Below are 21,866 nucleotides of genomic sequence, written 5' to 3'. Positions count from 1 at the left end.
TTAAAAATGCTAAAATGGAGGAATAATCTTTAGAAAAATTAAGGAGTTATCTTATGGAATTTGAGATTGAAGATCGTCGGATTTTTCATTTAAATCCCACGCAAGAAGTTGACGCAGAATTAACGTATCAACCTTTGGAAAACGGACGGGTCTGGTCGATTGATTCCACCAATGTACGTCCGGAATTGCAAGGGCAAGGCGTCGCTGGTCAAATGTTAGCTTTGTTGGTTGAACGCGCGCAACAACAAGGGATAAAATTGCGCCCGGTTTGTTCATATGCTAAGAAGAAGTTTATGCAAAATGCTGAGTATCAAAAATTGGAATGGCATGATGGTGATCCTTTAGATTAAGGGTAGAGAGGTAAAATAGTGCGAAAATTTGCAATTGTTAAAAAGTATCAAGATGCAGGGTTACAATTACCTAAGCGGAGTACAAAACAGGCTGCGGGCTATGATATTGAGGCGGCTGTGGACTTTACTGTGCCTTCAATTTGGCACCAAGGTTTGTTTAAAGTTTTGAAAACATTAGCTTTAAAGCGTCCGTTGACGCAAAAGCAAATTCAAACTAGTGAAAAAAGTCTGCGACCGGTATTAGTACCCACTGGCTTGAAAATTTATATGAATGAAAATGAATATTTGATGATTGTGAGCCGTTCATCGGGGCCGTTAAAACGCTATTTAGTTTTGCCAAATAGTATTGGTATTATTGACAGTGATTATGTTGATAATCCGAATAATGAGGGTGAGCTCTTTATTCAAATGCTGAATTTTGGAATTCGGGACGTCCAGATTAAAAAGGGCGATCGGATTGCTCAAGGAATTTTCGCTTCATATTTAACAACTGATGATGACGCTGAAGTGCAAAAGGCGGAGCGAAAGAATGGTTTTGGTTCGACGGGGGAGTAAAAGATGGCGAAAGTAAAAACCCAATTTGTTTGTTCTAATTGTGGTGCAATTTCACAACGCTATTTAGGACGCTGCGCAAATTGTGGGGCTTGGGGAACGTTGGAAGAACAGGTGATTCCCAGTGAAAAAGTCGATCGTAAAAATCGGGTCAACTTAGCGGGGCAGGAAGCCAAAGTCGAACGCCTTGGGCAAGTTACTTTGGAGGAGGTGCCCCGGGTAAAAACCCAATTGGATGAGTTTAATCGAGTGCTCGGTGGTGGTGTGGTTCCGGGATCTTTGGTGTTAATTGGAGGTGACCCAGGGATTGGGAAGTCAACTTTGCTACTACAAGTATCTGGGCAACTCGCTGGAGAAGGTGTTGTTTTGTATGTCTCGGGTGAAGAAAGCGCCGCTCAGATTAAGTTGCGGGCTGAACGCTTGGGCGTTGAAGATGAACAAAATTTCTTGATTTATCCAGAGACGGATATGGGACAAATTCGCAAGGCGATTGATGAATATGGGCCAGAATATGTCATTATTGATTCGATTCAAACGATGCAACAGCCGGATGTGAATTCGGCAGTTGGCTCAGTAGCCCAAATTCGAGAAACGACGGCGGAGTTATTGCAAATCGCAAAAACCAATGGAATTACCATCTTCATTGTCGGGCATGTTACTAAAGAAGGAACGATTGCAGGACCGAAAATTTTAGAACATATGGTTGATACCGTCCTGTATTTTGAAGGGGATAATCAGCGCAGCTATCGCTTATTGCGGGCGGTTAAAAATCGTTTTGGTTCAACTAATGAATTAGGCGTTTTTGAAATGCAGCAGAGTGGACTGATCGAAGTAGATAATCCGTCGGAAATGTTCTTGGAGGAACGGATTGAGACGGCGACGGGATCTGCGGTGGTGGTCGCTTTGGAAGGAACCCGCCCGATTTTAGTTGAAGTGCAAGCGTTAGTGACCCCAACGGCTTTTGGAAATGCACAAAGGACGAGTGCTGGAATTGACCGTAGTCGAGTCTCATTATTGATGGCTGTACTGGAAAAGCGGACGAACATGTTATTGCAAAATCAAGATGCCTATGTGCGCGCAGCGGGGGGAGTGAAGCTAGATGAGCCAGCCGTTGATTTGGCTTTAGCCATTGCGATTGCTTCCAGTTATCGGGAATCCGCTACTAAAGCCACCGATGCGTTTGTGGGTGAAATTGGCTTAACGGGTGAAGTGCGCCGGGTACCCAGGGTCCTTGACCGAGTGCTGGAAGCGCAAAAATTAGGTTTTAAACGCATTTTTGTCCCTAAAAATAGTTTGAAAAATGATCAAACGGTACCTGGAATTCAGGTCCTGCCGGTGAAAACGTTACGAGAAGTTTTGGACTTAGCCTTGGATTGAGATGGGCTACAAATTTAATAAAGGAGGTTAGCGAATGCGAAAAATTATTATTCAAAGTATTTTAGTATTGTTAGGTGCGGCGTTGGCGATTAACTATTTACCAGTAGCGTGGCAACTATTAGGTTATTCACAAATTTTATGGATCAATAATCCGTTAACGGATGTAATCCTTGGAGCAATTATTTTTTACCTAATTAGTATTCCCACTTGGCAATATTTTGATCGAATCTTAAGACGTGTGGAGGGGATTTTGACAAAAGAATCGCCACTTAAGTTATTTTTGGGCAGCATCAGTATTATTATTGGTCTCGCCTTGGCCTTTTTAATAACATCCCCCTTACGGAGCTTGCCAAACGCTTTTTTGAGCACGGGGATTCCTATCGCAGTGATGATTATCTTGGGTTACTTAGGTTATCGAATTGGAACTGGGCGCATGGATGAGGTTTACCGCTTTATTACCCTCTTGACGTCTCGTTTACGCATTAAGCTGCCCCGAGATGATGCCCATGTTAAAGGTAATCCGATTAGTGGCGCCCGTGAGGAAAATTATCATCATTATAAAATTTTAGATACTAACATTTTAATTGATGGACGTATTTTGGATTTGGTGAAAACGGGCTGGCTTGAGGGGACTTTGTTAGTGCCTAATTTTGTTTTATATGAATTACAATATATTGCAGACGCTGGTGATTCCCTCAAACGGGTTCGTGGACGCCGGGGTCTAGATGTATTAAATATCCTGCGTAATGATGAACAAGTTGCCTTGGAAATGTGGGATGGTGATTATGATGATTTGCAAGAAGTGGACGAAAAATTAATTCGCTTAGCCCAAGAATTAGACGCTGTGCTTATTACCAATGATTTTAATTTAAATAAAGTAACTCGTTTCCAAAATGTAGCAGTGCGGAGTCTCAATGAACTAGCCGGCGCTCTACGGGCCCAAGTGGCGGTAGGCGATCAGTTAGTAGTTACGCTGATTAAAAATGGGCGAGAACGGCAACAAGCGGTCGGTTATTTAGATGATGGGACGATGGTTGTGGTTGAAGATGGTAAAAAGCATCTCCAAGCACGAGTTCGGTTAGAAGTGACGTCGAGTTTGCAGACCGATGCTGGCCGGATGATTTTTGGGGATTACTTGGAGACTGTTGGTTGAAATTGACTGCTGAATAGTATAAATTAGAAATTGGTTTGTTGATTTTATGACACCCAATGAATTTTGGGAATGTAAAATTTGACATACGGGTTGGAAAGACTAGTACTAGCCTGGAAGATGTGGTTAACATCAGTTTGAAAAATTATAGAATGGGGTTTCATCATGGATATGAAGGTAGATAAAAAAGTACGAGTGCGTTATGCACCATCACCAACCGGTTATTTACACATCGGAAATACACGGACCGCCTTGTTTAATTGGCTCTTTGCGCGGCACTTTGGTGGCGATTTTATTGTGCGAATTGAAGATACTGATACAGCGCGAAATGTGGCCGATGGAGAAGATTCACAATTTGAAAATCTAGCTTGGTTAGGTTTGGATTGGGATGAGTCACCACGGAATCCGGGGGCGTATGGACCTTACCGGCAATCAGAACGTCAAGATATTTATAAGCGATACATTCAAGAGCTCTTGGATCGTGGCTTGGCTTATAAGTCATACAAAACTTCAGCTGAACTAGAAGCAGAACGTGAGGCACAAGTCGCTGCGAAACAAGCGCCACATTATGTTTACGAATATGAAGGAATGACTGAAGAGGAGATTGTGACTGCACAAGCAGCGGCTGAAGCTAAAGGATTGCCTGCCGTTGTACGTTTCCGTGTGCCAAAAGAGAAAACTTATGCCTGGGAAGATTTAGTTAAAGGGCATGTTGAGATTGGCGCTGAGCAAATTGGTGGCGATTGGGTAATTCAAAAGGCCGATGGAATGCCAACGTATAATTTTGCAGTGGTCGTCGATGATCATTTGATGGAAATCTCACACGTTTTGCGTGGGGATGAGCACGTTTCAAATACGCCTAAACAATTGATGATTTATGAAGCCTTTGATTGGGAAGCACCGGTTTACGGACATATGACTTTGATCTTGAATGCTGAAACCGGAAAGAAATTGTCAAAGCGTGATAATAATGTGATTGCCTTTATTTCGCAATATCGTGAATTAGGCTATTTGCCGGAAGCGATGTTGAACTTCATTGTCTTACTAGGCTGGTCACCAGTGGGCGAGGCAGAAATCTTTACGAAGAAACAATTGATTAAGATGTTTGATCCTGAACGGCTATCAAAGTCACCAGCTAAGTTTGACAATAAGAAATTAGCTTGGGTCAATAACCAATGGATTAAGAAAATTGATTCTGGCGTACTTTTTGACAAATTGGTGCATGAATTAATTAAGGCCGACTTAGTACAACCAGCCGAATTAACAACTGAAAAGTTGCAATGGGTACGCCAAGTGATGCAATTACATCAAGATGGAATTGCATATACTTCACAAATTATTGATTTGGTGCGGCCAGTCTTCTTCGAGCTCACAGCTAAAGCTGACCTAGGGGCTGATTCAATGGAGTGGATGGAAAAGGACTATGTGCCTGACCTTTTGCAGCGATGGATGGATAAGCTTAAAGCCTTGGATGTCTTTGATGCAGGTCAAATTGTCGCTTCAATTCGGGCTTTGCAAAATGAAACGGGGATTAAGGGGCGTGACCTTTGGATGCCATTGCGGATTGCCGCTTCACGTGTGAATGAAGGTCCAAACTTGGGTGAAGTGATGGAGTTATTAGGACGAGAACAAGCTTTGAAGAATATTAAAGAGTTTCTATAAGCGGATTGTTTACTGATTGAGCAATTAGTTGGAATCAAAATACAACTTGTTTTTTTAAAGCAAGTCGTTATACTTGATATATAAACTTAGAGCGACCTAGTACGATTAGTGAAATGTCAGAGAGCAGGGGGAATGGTGCAAACCTTGTCTGGAGCTAATCAGAATTTCAGTCGGGAGTTGACTAATGATTAAAAGTTAGTCCGGTTCATTTTCGTTATTAAATGTTAGAGAGCCATAATGGCTGAATCTGGGTGGTACCACGTTGATGATAAGCGTCCCTTTAGTGCTTTTTAGCGCTAAAGGGACTTTTTTATTGAAGGCGTGGCTGAAAAATTGGGGATAGGTTGGATTTAAAAATTATATAGAGTGAAGGAGTGGGAACATGAGTTTAGCAGCCGAATTGCAAAAATTACGTGAAAATGCATTGCATGAAATTGAAACAGCGACGACTAGTGTGAAAGACTTACGCCAAGCCCAAGTGGGTTGGATTGGTAAAAAGGGGTCTTTGACGGAAATTTTGCGAGGGATGAAAGATTTAACTCCCGAAGAACGGCCTAAAATTGGGGCTTTAGCGAATGAAGTGCGCGATACTTTAACAGAAGCGATTGAAAATCGGCAAAAAGTATTAGAAGCAGCCGAATTGACCAAGCAATTAGAACAAGAAAGATTGGACGTAACCTTACCCGGTCGCCCAGTGCAACAAGGGCAGCCGCATGTTTTACAGCAGATTATTGATGAGTTGGAAGACCAATTCATTGGTATGGGTTATCAAGTGGTTGATGGACCAGAAGTTGAATTAGATAGGTATAATTTTGAAATGATGAATTTACCTAAAGATCATCCAGCTCGTGATATGCAAGATACTTTTTATATTACATCTGAGGTGTTGATGCGGACGCAAACTTCGCCTGTACAAGCGCGGACATTGGAACAACATGATTTTAGCCAAGGGCCATTAAAGATGATTTCTCCCGGTCGCGTTTACCGGCGGGATACGGATGATGCAACTCACTCTCATCAATTCCATCAAGTTGAAGGGCTGGTGATTGACCGGCACATCACGATGGGTGACCTTAAGGGAACTTTGTTAGCGGTAGCGCACGAATTGTTTGGTGCAGACCACGATATTCGGTTGCGTCCTTCATATTTTCCCTTTACGGAACCATCTGTTGAAGTTGATATTTCATGGGGACCAGTAACTAAGGATACGAAGCCAGAAGATATTGAATGGATTGAAGTCTTGGGAGCTGGAATGGTGCATCCGAATGTTTTGAGGGCCGCCGGGGTTGATCCCGATGAGTTTGGTGGCTTTGCCTTTGGAATGGGGCCAGATCGTTTTGCGATGTTGAAGTATGGGGTTGAGGATATTCGTAATTTTTATTTGAACGATGTCCGTTTCCTAACTCAATTTGACCGAAAGGGGTAATTAGAAATGAAGGTATCAGTTAATTGGTTGCGTGATTATGTTGATTTGAAACTGCCAGTCAATGAGCTAGCAGAGCAAATCTCACGTACATCGGTTGAAATTGAAGGACAATATCAACCACAAGGAAAGATGAAAAAGATTGTAATTGCCAAGGTATTATCGGTAGTTCCGCATCCTGATTCTGATCATTTGGTGATTACGCAAATCGATGCTGGGGAAGCAGAACCAATTCAGATCGTGACCGGGGCACCCAATGTCGCCGCTGGGCAAATGGTCATTTTGGCCAAGCATGGAGCGGTGATTGGGGATGGCGTTAAAATTAAAAAAGGTAAGCTCCGAGGCGAAGTCTCTAACGGGATGTTATGTGCCTTACAAGAAATCGGCATGGATGATGCGATTGTGCCTCAACCTTTAGAAGACGGAATCTGGGTCTTTGATGAGGGAGATGCCAAAGTCTTGACGCCTGGTGAAGACGCTCTACACGTGTTAGGCCTCGATGATGATATTTTGGAAACTGGAATCACACCCAATCGCGCCGATATGTTATCCATGAATGGAACGGCATATGAAGTGGCTGCGATGTTAGATCAGTCGGTGGCAATGCCCACCTTTACGTTAACTGAAGCCCAGATCCTAACGCAGGATATATTGACATTAAAGGCCGATGCGCGGATGGCGTCAACTTATGCCGCCCGGGTTATTCAAAAAGTTCAAGTTAAAAATTCTCCGCTCTGGTTACAACGGCGTCTTTGGAATATGGGAATTAAGCCGGTCAATAATGTGATTGATGCGGTTAATTACACGCTTTTGACCTATGGTGAAGCATTGCATGCTTATGATTTGCAGCGCTTACCAGCCGCTGAGTTGCATGTCCAAATGGCAAGTGGGGGTGAAACTCTAGTAACGGAAGACGGCATGAGTCATACGGCACATGCAGGTGACTTATTGGTGATGAGTGGTCAAGAATCAGTTATGTTTGCGGGTATTATGGGAACAGCAAATACACAAGTTACCAAAACGACCCAAGAAGTGGTCTTAGAAGCTGGAATTTTTGATGCGAAGGCAGTACGGCGGACGGCGCGTGATCAAAATTTGCATACTGAGAGCTCACAACGCTTAGAACGCGGTGTTGATATTAATCAAACGTTGGTGGCATTGGATTATGCGGCTGCATTGATTGCTGAATTAGGTCAAGGTCAAGTTTTGCAAGATGCTGTTGTGGCGCAAGCGCAAAAGTTGGATTTGCCCGTTGTGGCGTTGCATCTGTCACACCTCCAAGCAGTCTTAGGTTTAGAAATTACCGCCCAAGAAGTGGCCCATATTTTTGAGCAATTACAATTTGACTTTGAACAACAAGGTGATACGTTTGTTGTGACTATTCCAAGCCGGCGTTGGGACATTACCATTGAGGCTGATTTGGTGGAAGAAATTGCCCGGATTTATGGATATGACCGATTGCCAGCGACTTTACCTGTGGGTGTAACAACGCCAGGGAAATTGAATGCTAAGCAGCAATTGATTCGTGCCAGCCGACATGTTTTGGAAGGCTTGGGTTTGAATCAAGCGATGTCATACGTTTTAACGACCCCCCAAAAAGCGCAAAACTTTAAGATTCATTTGGATCAGACGGGGGAACCAATTCAATTGGCTTATCCCATGTCACAAGATCGGCAACAAACTCGGAGTTCTTTATTGACGGGTCTTTTGGATGATGTGGCCTATAATGTGGCGCGAAATCAAAATGATGTGGCTCTTTATGAACAAGGTCGGGTCTTTAACGTGCAGCCTGGGGCCGTGCAACCAAATGAGAAGGAACATTTAGCTGGAGTCATGACAGGTGCTTGGCAGACACGGAATTGGTCACAAGCAGCTCAAGACGTAGACTTTTACACGATTAAAGGGTTAGTTGAACAATTATTGACAAACTATAATTTCGTTGATACCGTACGTTTTGTGGCGACTGATCAACACTTGGATATGCATCCTGGTCAGACGGCTGATATTTATGTTGGTGAGAACTTAATTGGAATGGTTGGTCAAATTCACCCTGTCACCGCAAAGGCTTATAAAGTTGGTAGAGTCTTTGGTTTTGAACTAGATTTGCAAACGATTATGGATTTGCCTAAAGTGACGGATCAGTATGAGGCTATTTCTCGATATCCAGCGATTTCTCGTGACTTGGCGATTTTGGTTGATGTAGCTGTAACGGCCGAAACTTTGCGCCAAGCATTGGTCAAGGCTGGTGGCAAGTATTTGGATCAAATCGATATTTTCGATGTTTACACGGGTGAGCACGTCCCAGATAGTAAGAAATCATTGGCTTATACTTTGACATTTGTGAACCGTGAACAAACGTTAACGGACGATGTTGTGAATACTGCGATGGATCAAATTGAAACTGCCTTGCGTGATGAATTTGCGGCAGAAATTAGATAAATTTGTTCTAAGATGATAAAATGGAAGGTAGTCTTGTTAGCAATATCCAAGACAGCCTTTTTTTGACGCTAAAAATAGGGCAAAATAAATTTATTAATTAAAAAAATGCATGTTAAAAAATCAATTTAACCATTAGTTTAAGAATGTCGAGGATTGGATAAATGCCATTTGAACCACGTAACAAGCGGTATGAAAAAGAAAAGCCGCGTTTATTTGGACGCAAAAAAAAGAAAAGCCGCCAACCCCAACCTAACCGGGAGGCGCAACAAGCAGCTAAAGCAGTAGAGACAGAAAATGCGAAGGTCCAGCGTGCAACATCAGTTAGAAATATTGTGACTGAATCTAATGCTGCGCCAAAACCAGGCAAGCAACGTAAGGATGCCGATACGCAAAATGCTCCGGTCCAAAAAAGCCAGCAGTATGAAAGTGAGTCAGCAAACGAAACGCAACAATCTCAATCTAAACGACTAGTTGCGGAGGATAAAACTCAACCAAAGATAAGCCAGGACCACAAGGCAGGACGCTTAAGTCGTTCCAACCGAAAGATGGCAACTAACGGTAAAAATGTAAAGGCATCGCGACGTCATGAAAATCCCAAGGGTAATATTCCGCGTAAAGCGCCACAACAAGCACGGGGTAAAGGAAAGAAACGAACTCGGTTTACGTTACCAAAAAACTGGTTATTAATTTTAATTGGAATTTTATTAATCGGTGGAATTAGCTACGGAGTTTATAGTTATCAGCGAAATAATAATTATACGGCGGTTGAACCTAAGAATAAGAAGAATGTCGAAATCTATGTACCACAAGGGACTTCTTTGCAACAAATTGGGGATAACTTGGCGAATAAAAAATTAGTGCATTCATCCCAAGCATTTACTCATTACGTGCGGGCACACAATGCGACGAATATTTTGGCAGGTTATTATGAATTGAATTCTTCGATGGATATGTCAACGCTAGTAGAAAATCTGTTAGCCGGTGGGTCAGATACGCCGTTATATCCAACGACAGTGTTGACAATGACTGAGGGAGAGACAATTGACAGTTTTGCTAATAAAGTGGGTAAGGTCAAGCAGTTTTCTAAAAAAGAATTTTTAGCCAAGGTTAATGATTCTAAATTTGTCGATCAATTAGCGCAGCAATATCCGCAATTGTTGAAATCAGATCAAGATGCTAAAGATATGCGTTATCGTTTAGAAGGCTACTTGTATCCTGCGACTTATAATTACGAAAATTATAAGTCGGTTGATGAATTAATTACGGCGATGGTGGCTAAGACGAATGCGGAAATGTTACCGTATTACCAAACGATTAAAGATTCAAATATGTCTGTCCATCAAATCTTAACAGTTGCGTCATTGGTTCAAGCTGAAGGAGTTGGGGATACCGACATGCGTAAAATTGCGGGAGTCTTTTTGAATCGTTTAGACATCGAAATGCCGATTCAATCGGACGTGGCGGTGAAATACGCTTTGCATACTAATAAAGTTAATTTAACTGTTGATGATACTATGGTTGATTCACCTTATAATCTTTATCGCAATGCCGGCTATGGACCAGGTCCATTTAATAACCCAAGCATTCAAGCCATCAAAGCCGTATTGAATCCATTGGATCGGGATCAAAAGTATTTGTACTTTGTGGCTAATTTGAAGACTGGGGCCATCACTTATACCACCAATCAAAACGATCATGATGCGGCAGTGGCTAAAGTGGATGCGACAAATCAATCGATGCAAAATAAAAAATAATTAATAAAGGAAATCAAATGCGAAAGATGATCATGAATCCGTTTAAATGGCGTTCAAGTACTCAAGCATTATGGATTAGCTTTTTAGGACCGGCTATTTTTATGGCCGGTTATTTTGCTTTTCGGGGTATGGCACCATTTGGAAGTAGTTCAATTTTAACGGTCGATTTAGGCCAACAATATATTGATTTATTAGCGTATTTGCGTACGAGTCTCCTACATGATCCGACGCAACTGCTCTATAGTTTTAGTAAAGGATTAGGTGGGAATTTTTATAGTGATGGGTCGTACTATATTTTTAGCCCGCTTAATTTGTTGCTATTACCAGTTTCCAACTTATATTTACCCATGGGGATTTTAGGTCTGACGATTTTACGTTATGGTCTAGCTAGTTGGAGTATGGCTAAGGCTCTTCATATGATGCATTGGCAAAATGGATGGTCCTTGGTATTGTTTGGGTTTAGCTATGCTTTTAGTGGCTGGATGGTAGCCAATCAATTAAATATAATCTGGGTTGACGTGATGATTTTATTGCCCTTAATTGTGGCGGGTCTAGAGCGTTATCTGGCGGGGCAGCGGATTTGGATGTATACACTGTTGCTTGCCTTAGCTTTTATTTGTAATTATTACATGGCTTATATGGTGGGGTTATTTTTGGTGCTGTATATGTTGTGGCGGACTAGTTGGGCGCCATATGGTTTTATCGGGCGCATCAAACTATGGCTTAAGTTCGCGTTTGGTTCATTAATGAGTATTGGGTTATCGGCGTTTGTCTGGTTGCCTACAGCAATGACCCTAACAAATTCTAAAGGGCCCCATTTGCTTGAAAATGTTAAAAATGCCGTTACTTATCAACCGTTGGATTTATGGGCGAAAACTTTCATGGGCGCTTTTGATTTTGAACAAATGAAAGCAGGAATGCCTAATATTTTTGTAGGTAGTTTAATTTTAATTGTGGTCTTTGGTTTTCTAACGAGCCGTGAAATTCGATTGAGTACGCGGGTTATGACATTGCTTATCACCGCCTTTTTAATTTTTTCAATGATGTATGATCCGTTGAATGTCGTTTGGCATGGTTTGGCTTATCCGGTTTGGTATCCATACCGTTTCTCATTTGTCTTTATTTTCTGGTTGATTTGGCTAGCGGGCTCAATTTGGACACCAACTTGGCATCTTTCTCGCTGGCAAGTTGGGAGTTTATTAGCGCTGGCCGTTGCCATTAGTGGCTGGGTCGCCTATCGTATGCATACTTATAGCTTTTTAAATTGGTATCAATTCGCCGCAGGATTGGTTTGCTTTGCGATGATTCTATGCTTGCAATATTATGTCGGTACCAACCGGTGGTGGCGGTGGGGCTTAATTAGTTTTGTTTTGCTCGAGCTAATGGTCAATACGGTCGTCACTTTAAATAAGTTTAGTTACCTTAGTAATAATGAATACCAAAATGTGGTACGTATGTTGCAAGATGGACGAAACCTTTTAAATCAGACGAAGGATCAGACTTTCTATCGAGTCACGAAAAATTTTGAACGCACCAAAGATGATCCGCTGCAGGTTAATTATCGTGGCGCAACTGTCTTTAGTTCAATGTTGGAGCATCAGCAAAGTGATATTATGGCGGTCTTGGGTCAGCCTGAGGGTGATAATTATATCGATTATACGGGGAGCACGGCGCTCAATGATAATTTGCTTGGTGTGAAATATTTAATTCGCCAAAAGAGCCCTGAGGATGATTTACCGAGTGTGATCCCACCCACGATGCAAACGGATGACCGTTATGATTGGTATGCAGCGTCTACGATTGGGCAGCGTGGGGGCGCACAATTGCAAGTCAATCAGCAAGCTTTACCGGTGGCTTTTGCGGCTAATCCTGCCATTTTGAATTTTACAGCACGGCAAGATGATCCAATGAGTAATCAAAACCAGTTGTGGCAAAAGATGACGGGGACGAATCAACCGCTATTAAAAAGTGCGAATTTTACGGGAGCCACGGGTGAAAATGTGCAGACACCCACAACGATTACAGGAGCTGTTTTGACCCGCCAAGCAAGCAAGGAACCGGCGCGGTTAACGCTCACTTATCAAACGTCATCGACCGGTCCAAAATACCTAACTTTGGGGACGGCAGTCAATGATGATGTAGTCAATATTGATTTAGATGGAACACCGCAGCCACCGATTCCCGCCCATCGGCATACGATGATTTATACCCTACCTGATACTGGTGAGGTTGGGAGCGAGCATACGATTGCCTTTACTTTGAAACAGCCAAATATCTGGCTTCAAAATGTTTCTTTGTATGAATTAGATCGTGCTGCCTTACAAGAACAAAGTGAGAGTTTACAAACGCAAGGTTTGCAAGCCCGTGTGCACCAGGCCACTAAGTTGAGTGGTAAAATCAATATTCCAAAAGGTGAAACAACACTGATGTCAACTATTCCAGCAGCACCAGGTTGGACGTTAAAGGTGGATGGACGCGAAGTTAATACCGTTAAAATTGCGGATTTCTTCCTTGGAGCCGTTGTCGCGCCTGGCGAGCATCAGGTAGAATATCAATATCAGGTACCATTGTTACATGAGGGGATTTTAATTAGTATCGGGAGCATGATTTTCTTGTTGGGAATGAACTGGTCAGAAAGTCGGAATCGGCGACACTCATTACATGAGCTACCAGAGAATTTTATGGAATAAATGTCTTTACAGACCATGGATAACGTGGTAACTTGAAATTTAGTTTCAGGGCTTAATTAACGAAGCCGAATTTAAAAAGATTTTTTAGGGGGCCAGTAAAGATGGCAGATGAAAAACGTTACCCAATGACAGTTGAGGGCAAGAAAAAGTTAGAAGCAGAACTGGAAGAATTGATTACAGTTCGGCGGGGCGAGATTACAGCAGCCATCCAAGAGGCGCGTTCGCACGGTGATCTTTCTGAAAATTCAGAATATCAATCAGCTAAAGATGAACAAGCTTTTGTAGAGGGACAAATTAAGTCTTTGCAGAATATGCTTGATAACGTTGATATTATCGATTCAAGCTCAATCGCCGAAGATGAAGTCTCAGTTGGAAAGCGCGTGACGTTCCAAGAAGAGGGTGAGCCAGCCGAATCATACACCATTGTTGGTTCTATTGAAGCTGATCCAGATGATGGTAAGATTTCAAATGAGTCACCAATTGGAAAGGCTTTAATTGGAAATAAAGTGGGCGACTTAGTAAAAGTTACGATGGAGAATGGCTTTAGTTTTGAAGTTAAGATTATTGCTGTTGAGATAGCTTAAGGTGGTTCTAAATAACTTGTTGTCTAAGTTAATCGGAAGAGTGAATGATGAGGTGTTTGTGCTTAAAAGGCGCAGCACCTTTTTTGCTGGTTAAAAAGCGGACCGGATTGTGCTAGAATTAAATTTAATTAGTTAAAAATGAATTATACTTGACTCAATCAAAATAGTTTTAGAAAAAGGATAAAATCATGCAACAGCCACGTCGTAAGAGAAGAAGACGTCGAGCTCCGAATTCCTTAACCCGAATTCCGGTTCGACTAAATGCCTTGTTGGGCATCGTCATTTTGATTTTAGTAATATTAGGTGTGCAATTACTGAATTTACAGGTGCGCAAGGCGGATAAGTTTAAAGCTGAGGTGAATTCCAGCGCCAAGAGTATTGAAAAAGAAAATGTGCAACGGGGAAATATTTATGATTCTACCGGGAAAGTGATGGTAGATAATAAAGGTTCCCAAGCAATTACGTATCAAAAGCCCAAATCGATTACTGAAGCTGAAATGTATAAGGTTGCCAATGAAGTTGGGAAATATTTGCAGGTTGATACCGATCAATTGGCAGATACAAACTATGCAATGTATTACATTCAAGATGATAAGCGAGCGCAAAAAGTCGGTCGGCATATTAACAATTTAGCTTCGGATGGGACCGATGCGCAGGTGCGACAATTAACTCAGTATTTGAAACAGCATAAGGATGATTTCCCGTTAACTGATGCTCAAAAAAATAATGCAATGATTTATCAAAAAATGGGAGATGCCTATGCATTGTCAACGGTTTATCTAAAGACGAATGATGTTAGCGCTGAAGAAATCGCTAATATTGGTGAACGACAGTCGAAGATGCCAGGAGTCAAAGTTGGTTTGTATTATACGCGTGAATATCCAAGCGGGGATGCGATGGCGTCAATTATTGGAGCGGTGTCAACGTCTAAGTCCGGTCTTCCAGAATCACAAGTTAATTCGTTATTGACGAAGGGATATGACCGTGATGATAGCGTTGGGACTTCATATTTGGAACAATATTATGAATCTGCTTTGCGTGGTACGAAGCGCAAGGTCTCAGTTGGAACGGATAATCGCACTGGCAAAACAAGTAGTAAGGTTATTCAGCCGGGTCAAGCCGGATCGGACTTGACTTTAACGGTGAATGCCAAATTCCAAGAAGATTTACAAAAGATTTTGGAGGAAAAAATTCCAGGCGGCTTAACTGAGGGTGGTTATGCGGTCATGATTAATCCGAAAACGGGTGCTCTTTATGGAATGGCTGGAGTTCACCGAGATAATAAGACTGGTAAAATGACTTCTGATGCCTTAGGGAATATTAATCGGGCGCAGGTGGTTGGATCAGTCGTTAAGCCGGCCATGATTACGACGGCGATGATGAACAATGTCATTACGCCAACGAATAGTGCGGTAAACGATGTGCCTATTCAAATTGCTGGAACGGCGGTTAAGTCATCATGGTTTAATCAAAATGGGTCGGTGCCACTGACGGCGGAAACGGCCTTGGAGGCGTCATCAAATTCCTATGTGATGCAGTTAATGCTGAAGATGGGTGGCTTGAATTATTATCCAAATATGACGTTGGGAAACCTAGATCCAAGCGTATGGTCAAAAATGCGAAACGGTTTTGCTCGCTTTGGATTAGGGGTGCCAACTGGCATTGATTTGCCAGGTGAGGTGACTGGAATTAAAGGAAAAACGGATGCCGCCCATAGTGGTAACGCGTTAGACGAATCCTTTGGACAGTATGATACCTTTACGCCAATTCAGTTGGCACAATATGTGGCAACCATCGCTAATGGTGGTTATCGAGTACAACCACACGTGGTGGAATCAATCTCAAACCGCCAAAAAGATTCGAATGTTGAGCACCTACAGACAACAATACCAACTAAAGTCTTGGGGACAGTTGGGTGGACGGATGCCCAACGGAAAGTGATTTATGACGGAATGGATCGGGTGGTTCATGGAAGTGGATCACGTGTCACAGGTAGTCAGCTAAAGGGTATTAAACCAAGTGTTTCTGCCAAAACTGGGACGGCGGAAACCTTCACCGATGGTCAAGAGACCTTTAGTTCAACTGGAGTTTCATTTGCTAAAGATCGGGATGTTGCGTTAGCTATTGTGGTGCCTGGAATTTCAAATAAAGACCAGGATTCGGTCGCTAATACGATTTCTGTAGCTATTTGGGAAGCTTATTGGCGAGATGTTGCTAATGCTGGTACAGATTAGCATTAGTCATCGTTAGAAAATGTTGACTGGTTCGACATTCTGACGGAAAAAAATTATAATGATAGCAAGGTTATCGAAGATGACCTTGCTTTTTNTCATCGTTAGAAAATGTTGACTGGTTCGACATTCTGACGGAAAAAAATTATAATGATAGCAAGGTTATCGAAGATGACCTTGCTTTTTATATAGAATAAAAATTGGCGCTAGAAAGGTAGGGTGAGGGGATGGAAAAAGCAGCGATTCGCGCACAAAGTCAGCAATTGCTCCAACAACAAACCGATGGACAACGAGCACAATTAATGAGTCGTTTGGTGCAAAAAGTCACGCAGTTACCAGCGTGGCAGGCAAGTCAATCGGTCGCTTTATTTATGGCCCATCCGTTTGAAATCCCCACCCTGTTACTCGTGCAAATTGCCCTGCAGCAGGGCAAGACGGTGACGGTGCCTAAAGTATATCCTAAACGCACAATGCGCCTAGAACAAATTAGTGCTAAAACGCGGTATGAACGGAGCCAGTTTGGTGTTTTAGAACCAGTGGATACCAAAACCATTGCACCGGAACAAATTGATTTTTGGGTGGTGCCCGGATTAGCTTTTTCGGCTGATTTACAGCGCGTTGGTTTTGGCGCAGGGTATTATGATCGAGTTTTGCCACAAACGGCTGGTTATAAGTTAGGGATTACGATTCAAGCTAATTATTATGACGCAGCCAGTTGGCCGGTTGATGCGTTTGATGTGGCAATGGACGCTGTTTTGGTGGTTGATGATTAAGAGAGTTAGAAAAGGGGCTAAATATGCAAGAACATAAAATGCAGACGTTTATGGATATATTAGATGTTTTAAAAATGTACGATGTTTATATTCATTTGGGAAAACGATTATGGGATATTGAGCTAGCTGCGATTGAAGTGGATAATTTAGCAAAAGCACAGGCGATTGACCATAGCCTATATTTGAAGATGAAGTTAGTGTTAGAACGTGAACATCGAAAAGAGCTAGAACATCCATTAGCTGAGGCATATAAATAAATTTGGCAAATGGGATAATTTTAGTTATAATATAAGACGTTGTGAAAACGCATACATTATAAATAAAAAATTTCATGGGGACAAAAAAATGCAAAAAGATAAGTTAATTGGAGTTGATTTAGGTGGAACAACGATTAAATTCGCTATTATGACTGAAGCAGGTGAAATTCAACAAAAATGGTCGATCCGCACAAACGTGCTGGATGATGGCGCACATATTGTTCCTGATATTATCCGGTCAATCAATCACCATTTAGATTTATATAATTTGCCTAAGGAACGGATTATTGGAATCGGAATGGGGACCCCAGGAACGGTTGACTTTGAAAAAGGGACGGTTCGTGCAGCTTATAACTTGAATTGGAAAGAAACACCCGTGGAAGTGAAAAGTCAAATTGAAGCTGGAACAGGGTTACCTTTGGCAATTGATAATGATGCCAATTCAGCGGCTTTAGGTGAACAATGGCGGGGCGCTGGTGAAAATGCGCAAGAAGTAGTCTTTATGACGCTTGGAACAGGTGTTGGTGGTGGTGTTATCCACGAAGGGCATTTAATGCACGGAGCAACTGGAACGGCGGGTGAAGTTGGGCATATGGTGGTGAAGCCCCATGGCTATCAATGTACTTGTGGGAATGAAGGTTGCTTAGAGCAATATGCGTCAGCGACTGGAGTTGTGCATATTGCCCAAGATCTTTCTGAAGAGTATGTTGGTAATTCAAAGTTGAAGGCTTTGATTGACGATGGTGAAGAGGTTACTTCTAAGATTGTCTTTGATTTGGCTAAGGAAGATGATTACCTAGCCAATAAGGTTGTTGATGAAGTGGCATTTTACTTGGGCTATGCCGCCGGAATTTTGGCGAATACTTTGAATCCATCGGCTATCGTAATCGGCGGTGGGGTTTCAGCAGCAGGTCCGTTCTTGTTGAACCGGGTACAAGCGAATTTTGAACAATTTGCTTTCGCCCCAGTTCGTAAGACGACAGCGATTAAGTTAGCGGTATTAGGAAATGATGCGGGTGCTTACGGAGCTGGATTGTTGGCTAAGCAAAATCAAGCCTCATAATTAATGTTTAATATGAAAAACTGTTGAATTATTTTCAACAGTTTTTTTAATTTTAATTAAATATTAGAATATTATGTTAGTTGTTTTATCTATTGTTGGTGAATGGACTTATATTGTTATAATCCGTTAAAATGGCGTGGCTTTAACCTTTTCTTAAGGTAAAAATAAGATAATTTTAAAAGATGCTGAGAAACGGGTGACGGCCTACCTTAGGTTGATTTAATTCGGTAGATGGGCGCTTTGGTACGTTGCATTCTTAAATATACGTGCGATAATACACTTATTAGTGTATGGTAGCTACCGATGTTTGGACCTTTTTAGGTAAACAAGCGAATAAAAAGATCTAAGGTTGCCGATAAACTGAATTTGTGGAACAAGAAATTTTTAATCATGTCGCTCGGAGGAGTATTTAATCTATGACTAATGCAGGTAAAACAGGTTTGTCTAAGAATGGAAAGTTTTTAGTGACAGCTGCGGCTGCTTTATCAGCTGGCTTTTTAGCCCCAATGAATCATGTAAAAACTGGGACTGCGAACGCTGATACTGATGTGAAAGCGAACCAAAATGTCTATACTGTTAAGGCAGGGGATACATTGACGAAAATCGCACGTGAAACTGGGGTTGATTTGGAAACCTTAGCTCAACAAGTGCAAGATGAAAATGTTATCATGGTCAACCAAAAGTTGACGTTGGTGCAAAAAGAGGCCACGGTAGTTGATGGTACCAAAATCGCTGATTTGAAGTATAATGCTAATGCTGACGCGAATGGCGATAAGTTTATGAGTGTTAGCGAATATAATAACTGGGTTAATAACGGTCGTCCTGAAGCTGCTACGCCAGCATCAAACGCTGCAACTACAGAAGCATCATCAACCAATAATAATGTGGCGGTTGACGGCACGAATATCGCTGATTTACAATACAACGCGAATGCTGATGCCAATGGTGACGGTTTCATGAGTGCTGATGAGTATAATAACTGGGTTAACAATGGTCGCCCTGAAGTTGCTGTGCCAGCATCAAACGCAGCAACTACAGAAGCAACAGCAACCAATAATAATGTGGTTGTCGATGGGACAAATGTGGCTGACTTACAATATAACGCAAATGCCGATACTGATGGCGATGGCTTTATGAGCGTTGACGTGTTTAACAACTGGGTTAACAACGGTCGCCCGGAGGCTGCTGCACCAACATCAGATGCCGCAACTACAGAAGCAACAGCAACCAATAATAATGTGGCGGTCGATGGTACGAATATCGCTGACCTACAATATAACGCAAATGCCGATACTGACGGCGATGGCTTTATGAGCGTTGACGAGTATAACAACTGGGTTAACAACGGTCGCCCTGAGGCTGCTGCTCCAACATCAGATGCCGCAACTACAGAAGCAACAGCAACCAATAATAATGAGGCGGTCGATGGTACGAATATCGCTGACCTACAATAAAACGCAAATGCCGATACTGACGGCGATGGCTTTATGAGCTATGACGAGTATAACAACTGGGTCAACAACGGTCGCCCGGAGGCTGCTGCACCAACATCAGATGCCGCAACCACAGAGACTCCAGCAACTAATAATAATGTGGCGGTCGATGGGACAAATATCGCTGACCTACAATACAAGGCGAATGCCGATACTGACGGTGATAGCTTCAGGAGTGTTGACGAGTATAACAACTGGGTTAACAACGGTCGCCCAGAGGCTGCTGCACCAACCTCAGATGCCGCAACCACAGAGACTCCAGCAACTAATAATACTGTGGCGGTCGATGGGACAAATATCGCTGACCTACAATACAATGCGAATGCCGATACTGACGGTGATAGCTTCATGAGTGTTGACGAGTATAACAACTGGGTTAACAACGGTCGCCCTGAAGCCGCTGCACCAGCATCAGATGTAGCAACCACAGAGACACCAGCAACCAATAATAATGTGGCGGTCGATGGGACAAATATCGCTGACCTACAATACAAGGCGAATGCCGATACTGACGGTGATAGCTTCATGAGTGAGGACGAGTATAACTACTGGGTTAACAACGGTCGCCCTGACGCTGCTGCACCAGCATCAGATGTAGCAACCACAGAGACTCCAGCAACCAATAATAATGTGGCGGTCGATGGGACAAATATCGCTGACCTACAATACCATGCGAATGCTGATGCCAATGGTGATGGCTTAAAGAGTGTTGATGAGTATAACAACTGGGTTAACAACGGTCGCCCTGAAGCTGTTGCACCAGCATCAGATGTAGCAACCACAGAGACTCCAGCAACCAATAATAAGGTGGCGGTCGATGGGACAAATATCGCTGACCTACAATACAATGCGAATGCTGATGCCAATGGTGATGGCTTCATGAGTGTTGATGAGTATAACAACTGGGTTAACAACGGTCGCCCTGAAGCTGCTGCACCGGCCGAAAATACCCCTGCTGCTAACAACAATCAAGCTTCAAATAATAATGCCGGTAATAGTACTGCTACGGCAGGCAGTTACGCTGATGCAATGAACGCGATGAATTCTTTGCGGGCTAGTTATGGTTTAGCTCCAGTGTCATATGATGGCGGGTTGGCTGCGACTGCCTCAATGCGGGCTGCCATGTTAGCTGGTGGTCTTGATTCAGCCCACTTCTCACAAACTTATGGGTATGAAGTGGTAGCTATTCAATTTGGTTCAGGAGCTGGTGTAATCAGCGCTTGGTACAATGAAACCAATATGATTGGGGCCCCCGGCCACCGTAATTGGCTTTTGAACCCTTCTATTCGATACGTCGGATTCGGCTATGATGCTAATACGGCAACTTTCGTTGGGGAAGCGCGTTAATATAAAAATATGACCGATAGCGGATTTTTGCCGCTTCGGTCTTTTTTGAAAAAAGTTTTAAAAATGATGATTGATTTTTGAAATATTGACTTAGAAAATATTTGCGATGAACTTGATTAATAAAATTTTTTAAGACAATGATGTACAGATGGGGGAAATAAAATGCCATACAAAGATTCATATGTTGCGAAAATTCGCGAAAAAATTGGTCATGATTTTACGTTAGTGATGCCCACAGTTGATATGATTATTGAAAATGCAGGTAAATTGATGCTGGTTTATAACCGTGATTTTGATGCGTGGGCTTTTCCAGGTGGTTATGTGGAACCTGAATTGCCCTGGGTTGAAAATGCCGTACGTGAGGCATTTGAAGAAGCTGGAGTGGTGATTAAACCAGAAGCGGTTAAGATGATTGGGTCAGTTTCAGGCCCCTATTATCGAGCTAAGTATCCTAATGGGGATACGACCCAGTTGTTTACTAATGTTTTTTGGAGCAATCAATTAGAAAGTGAGCAAGCTGAAATTGATGAGAGTGAAATCGACGGTAAACGCTGGGTCACACCAGCTGAAATTACGCAGCTACAATTGACTGATTTCGGAGCAGCGGTGTTTGAGGTGTATCAAAAATATCAATTAACGAAAGAACCTCAACTTTTAACGCGCGCGAATCGAATCAATTAGGAGTTGTTGGTAAATTTATGCTAAAATGTTAAGTGGAAAT

General features: G+C 42.4%; 17 protein-coding genes and 1 other annotated feature. All 17 genes read left to right on the top strand.

Annotated features, from left to right (window positions below):
• The first annotated feature begins 53 nt into the window (after positions 1 to 53).
• The 17 genes from ACJQWY_RS03270 (at position 54) to ACJQWY_RS03190 (ending at position 21,826) form a co-directional block, all read left to right on the top strand.
• Positions 54 to 350, top strand: a complete 297-nt coding sequence (locus ACJQWY_RS03270) for a GNAT family N-acetyltransferase (protein ID WP_407076327.1) — start codon at positions 54 to 56, stop codon at positions 348 to 350.
• Positions 351 to 365: 15 nt separating this feature from the next.
• Complete coding sequence (locus ACJQWY_RS03265; protein WP_407076376.1) at positions 366 to 905, top strand: dCTP deaminase/dUTPase family protein; 540 nt, start codon at positions 366 to 368, stop codon at positions 903 to 905.
• Between the two features lie 3 nt (positions 906 to 908).
• Positions 909 to 2,279, top strand: a complete 1,371-nt coding sequence (gene radA / locus ACJQWY_RS03260) for a DNA repair protein RadA (protein WP_407076326.1) — start codon at positions 909 to 911, stop codon at positions 2,277 to 2,279.
• A 34-nt stretch (positions 2,280 to 2,313) separates the two neighbouring features.
• A complete protein-coding gene (locus ACJQWY_RS03255) occupies positions 2,314 to 3,432 on the top strand; it encodes a PIN/TRAM domain-containing protein (protein ID WP_407076325.1) in 1,119 nt (372 codons plus the stop codon).
• A gap of 162 nt (positions 3,433 to 3,594) precedes the next feature.
• The gene (gltX, locus tag ACJQWY_RS03250; RefSeq protein ID WP_407076324.1) at positions 3,595 to 5,091 is read left to right on the top strand and encodes a glutamate--tRNA ligase; all 1,497 of its coding nucleotides are present in this window, start codon (positions 3,595 to 3,597) and stop codon (positions 5,089 to 5,091) included.
• A gap of 78 nt (positions 5,092 to 5,169) precedes the next feature.
• Positions 5,170 to 5,374 (top strand) — a binding site (T-box leader).
• Positions 5,375 to 5,473: 99 nt separating this feature from the next.
• Positions 5,474 to 6,517, top strand: a complete 1,044-nt coding sequence (gene pheS / locus ACJQWY_RS03245) for a phenylalanine--tRNA ligase subunit alpha (protein ID WP_407076323.1) — start codon at positions 5,474 to 5,476, stop codon at positions 6,515 to 6,517.
• A gap of 6 nt (positions 6,518 to 6,523) precedes the next feature.
• Positions 6,524 to 8,953, top strand: coding sequence for a phenylalanine--tRNA ligase subunit beta (gene pheT, locus ACJQWY_RS03240; protein ID WP_407076322.1), 2,430 nt, complete (start codon positions 6,524 to 6,526; stop codon positions 8,951 to 8,953).
• Positions 8,954 to 9,114: 161 nt separating this feature from the next.
• A complete protein-coding gene (mltG, locus tag ACJQWY_RS03235) occupies positions 9,115 to 10,707 on the top strand; it encodes an endolytic transglycosylase MltG (RefSeq protein WP_407076321.1) in 1,593 nt (530 codons plus the stop codon).
• Positions 10,708 to 10,724: 17 nt separating this feature from the next.
• Positions 10,725 to 13,397: a YfhO family protein gene (locus tag ACJQWY_RS03230; RefSeq protein WP_407076320.1), complete on the top strand. Its 2,673-nt coding sequence runs from the start codon at positions 10,725 to 10,727 to the stop codon at positions 13,395 to 13,397.
• Positions 13,398 to 13,498: 101 nt separating this feature from the next.
• A complete protein-coding gene (gene greA, locus ACJQWY_RS03225; protein WP_407076319.1) occupies positions 13,499 to 13,981 on the top strand; it encodes a transcription elongation factor GreA in 483 nt (160 codons plus the stop codon).
• Between the two features lie 188 nt (positions 13,982 to 14,169).
• Positions 14,170 to 16,215 carry a peptidoglycan D,D-transpeptidase FtsI family protein gene (locus ACJQWY_RS03220; protein ID WP_407076318.1) on the top strand — a complete coding sequence of 682 codons (2,046 nt, stop codon included), beginning with the start codon at positions 14,170 to 14,172 and terminating at the stop codon, positions 16,213 to 16,215.
• Between the two features lie 224 nt (positions 16,216 to 16,439).
• Positions 16,440 to 16,985, top strand: coding sequence for a 5-formyltetrahydrofolate cyclo-ligase (locus ACJQWY_RS03215; protein WP_407076317.1), 546 nt, complete (start codon positions 16,440 to 16,442; stop codon positions 16,983 to 16,985).
• Between the two features lie 23 nt (positions 16,986 to 17,008).
• Entirely contained in the window at positions 17,009 to 17,242 is a 234-nt protein-coding gene (locus tag ACJQWY_RS03210) for a YqgQ family protein (RefSeq protein ID WP_407076316.1), read from the top strand.
• Positions 17,243 to 17,330: 88 nt separating this feature from the next.
• Entirely contained in the window at positions 17,331 to 18,305 is a 975-nt protein-coding gene (locus ACJQWY_RS03205; RefSeq protein WP_407076315.1) for an ROK family glucokinase, read from the top strand.
• Between the two features lie 416 nt (positions 18,306 to 18,721).
• Positions 18,722 to 19,759, top strand: coding sequence for a LysM peptidoglycan-binding domain-containing protein (locus ACJQWY_RS03200; protein ID WP_407076314.1), 1,038 nt, complete (start codon positions 18,722 to 18,724; stop codon positions 19,757 to 19,759).
• Positions 19,760 to 19,792: 33 nt separating this feature from the next.
• Positions 19,793 to 21,145 carry a CAP domain-containing protein gene (locus tag ACJQWY_RS03195; RefSeq protein WP_407076313.1) on the top strand — a complete coding sequence of 451 codons (1,353 nt, stop codon included), beginning with the start codon at positions 19,793 to 19,795 and terminating at the stop codon, positions 21,143 to 21,145.
• Positions 21,146 to 21,307: 162 nt separating this feature from the next.
• Positions 21,308 to 21,826 carry an NUDIX domain-containing protein gene (locus tag ACJQWY_RS03190; protein ID WP_407076312.1) on the top strand — a complete coding sequence of 173 codons (519 nt, stop codon included), beginning with the start codon at positions 21,308 to 21,310 and terminating at the stop codon, positions 21,824 to 21,826.
• The last annotated feature ends 40 nt before the right edge of the window (positions 21,827 to 21,866 follow it).

The organism is Weissella kandleri, assembly GCF_045504165.1.
GTDB lineage: Bacteria > Bacillota > Bacilli > Lactobacillales > Lactobacillaceae > Weissella > Weissella kandleri_A.
Note: the sequence above shows the minus strand (reverse complement) of the source record. Positions and strands in the feature narration are given on the sequence as shown.

Bases quoted from the DNA above. Each gene is read 5' to 3' on its own strand.
- ACJQWY_RS03195 (WP_407076313.1), top strand. From the start codon at position 19,793: ATGAGCTATGACGAGTATAACAACTGGGTCAACAACGGTCGCCCGGAG.
- mltG (WP_407076321.1), top strand. From the start codon at position 9,115: ATGCCATTTGAACCACGTAACAAGCGGTATGAAAAAGAAAAGCCGCGT.
- ACJQWY_RS03220 (WP_407076318.1), top strand. From the start codon at position 14,170: ATGCAACAGCCACGTCGTAAGAGAAGAAGACGTCGAGCTCCGAATTCC.
- pheS (WP_407076323.1), top strand. From the start codon at position 5,474: ATGAGTTTAGCAGCCGAATTGCAAAAATTACGTGAAAATGCATTGCAT.
- gltX (WP_407076324.1), top strand. From the start codon at position 3,595: ATGGATATGAAGGTAGATAAAAAAGTACGAGTGCGTTATGCACCATCA.
- radA (WP_407076326.1), top strand. From the start codon at position 909: ATGGCGAAAGTAAAAACCCAATTTGTTTGTTCTAATTGTGGTGCAATT.
- ACJQWY_RS03190 (WP_407076312.1), top strand. From the start codon at position 21,308: ATGCCATACAAAGATTCATATGTTGCGAAAATTCGCGAAAAAATTGGT.
- pheT (WP_407076322.1), top strand. From the start codon at position 6,524: ATGAAGGTATCAGTTAATTGGTTGCGTGATTATGTTGATTTGAAACTG.
- ACJQWY_RS03255 (WP_407076325.1), top strand. From the start codon at position 2,314: ATGCGAAAAATTATTATTCAAAGTATTTTAGTATTGTTAGGTGCGGCG.
- ACJQWY_RS03215 (WP_407076317.1), top strand. From the start codon at position 16,440: ATGGAAAAAGCAGCGATTCGCGCACAAAGTCAGCAATTGCTCCAACAA.
- ACJQWY_RS03200 (WP_407076314.1), top strand. From the start codon at position 18,722: ATGACTAATGCAGGTAAAACAGGTTTGTCTAAGAATGGAAAGTTTTTA.
- ACJQWY_RS03230 (WP_407076320.1), top strand. From the start codon at position 10,725: ATGCGAAAGATGATCATGAATCCGTTTAAATGGCGTTCAAGTACTCAA.
- ACJQWY_RS03270 (WP_407076327.1), top strand. From the start codon at position 54: ATGGAATTTGAGATTGAAGATCGTCGGATTTTTCATTTAAATCCCACG.
- greA (WP_407076319.1), top strand. From the start codon at position 13,499: ATGGCAGATGAAAAACGTTACCCAATGACAGTTGAGGGCAAGAAAAAG.
- ACJQWY_RS03205 (WP_407076315.1), top strand. From the start codon at position 17,331: ATGCAAAAAGATAAGTTAATTGGAGTTGATTTAGGTGGAACAACGATT.
- ACJQWY_RS03210 (WP_407076316.1), top strand. From the start codon at position 17,009: ATGCAAGAACATAAAATGCAGACGTTTATGGATATATTAGATGTTTTA.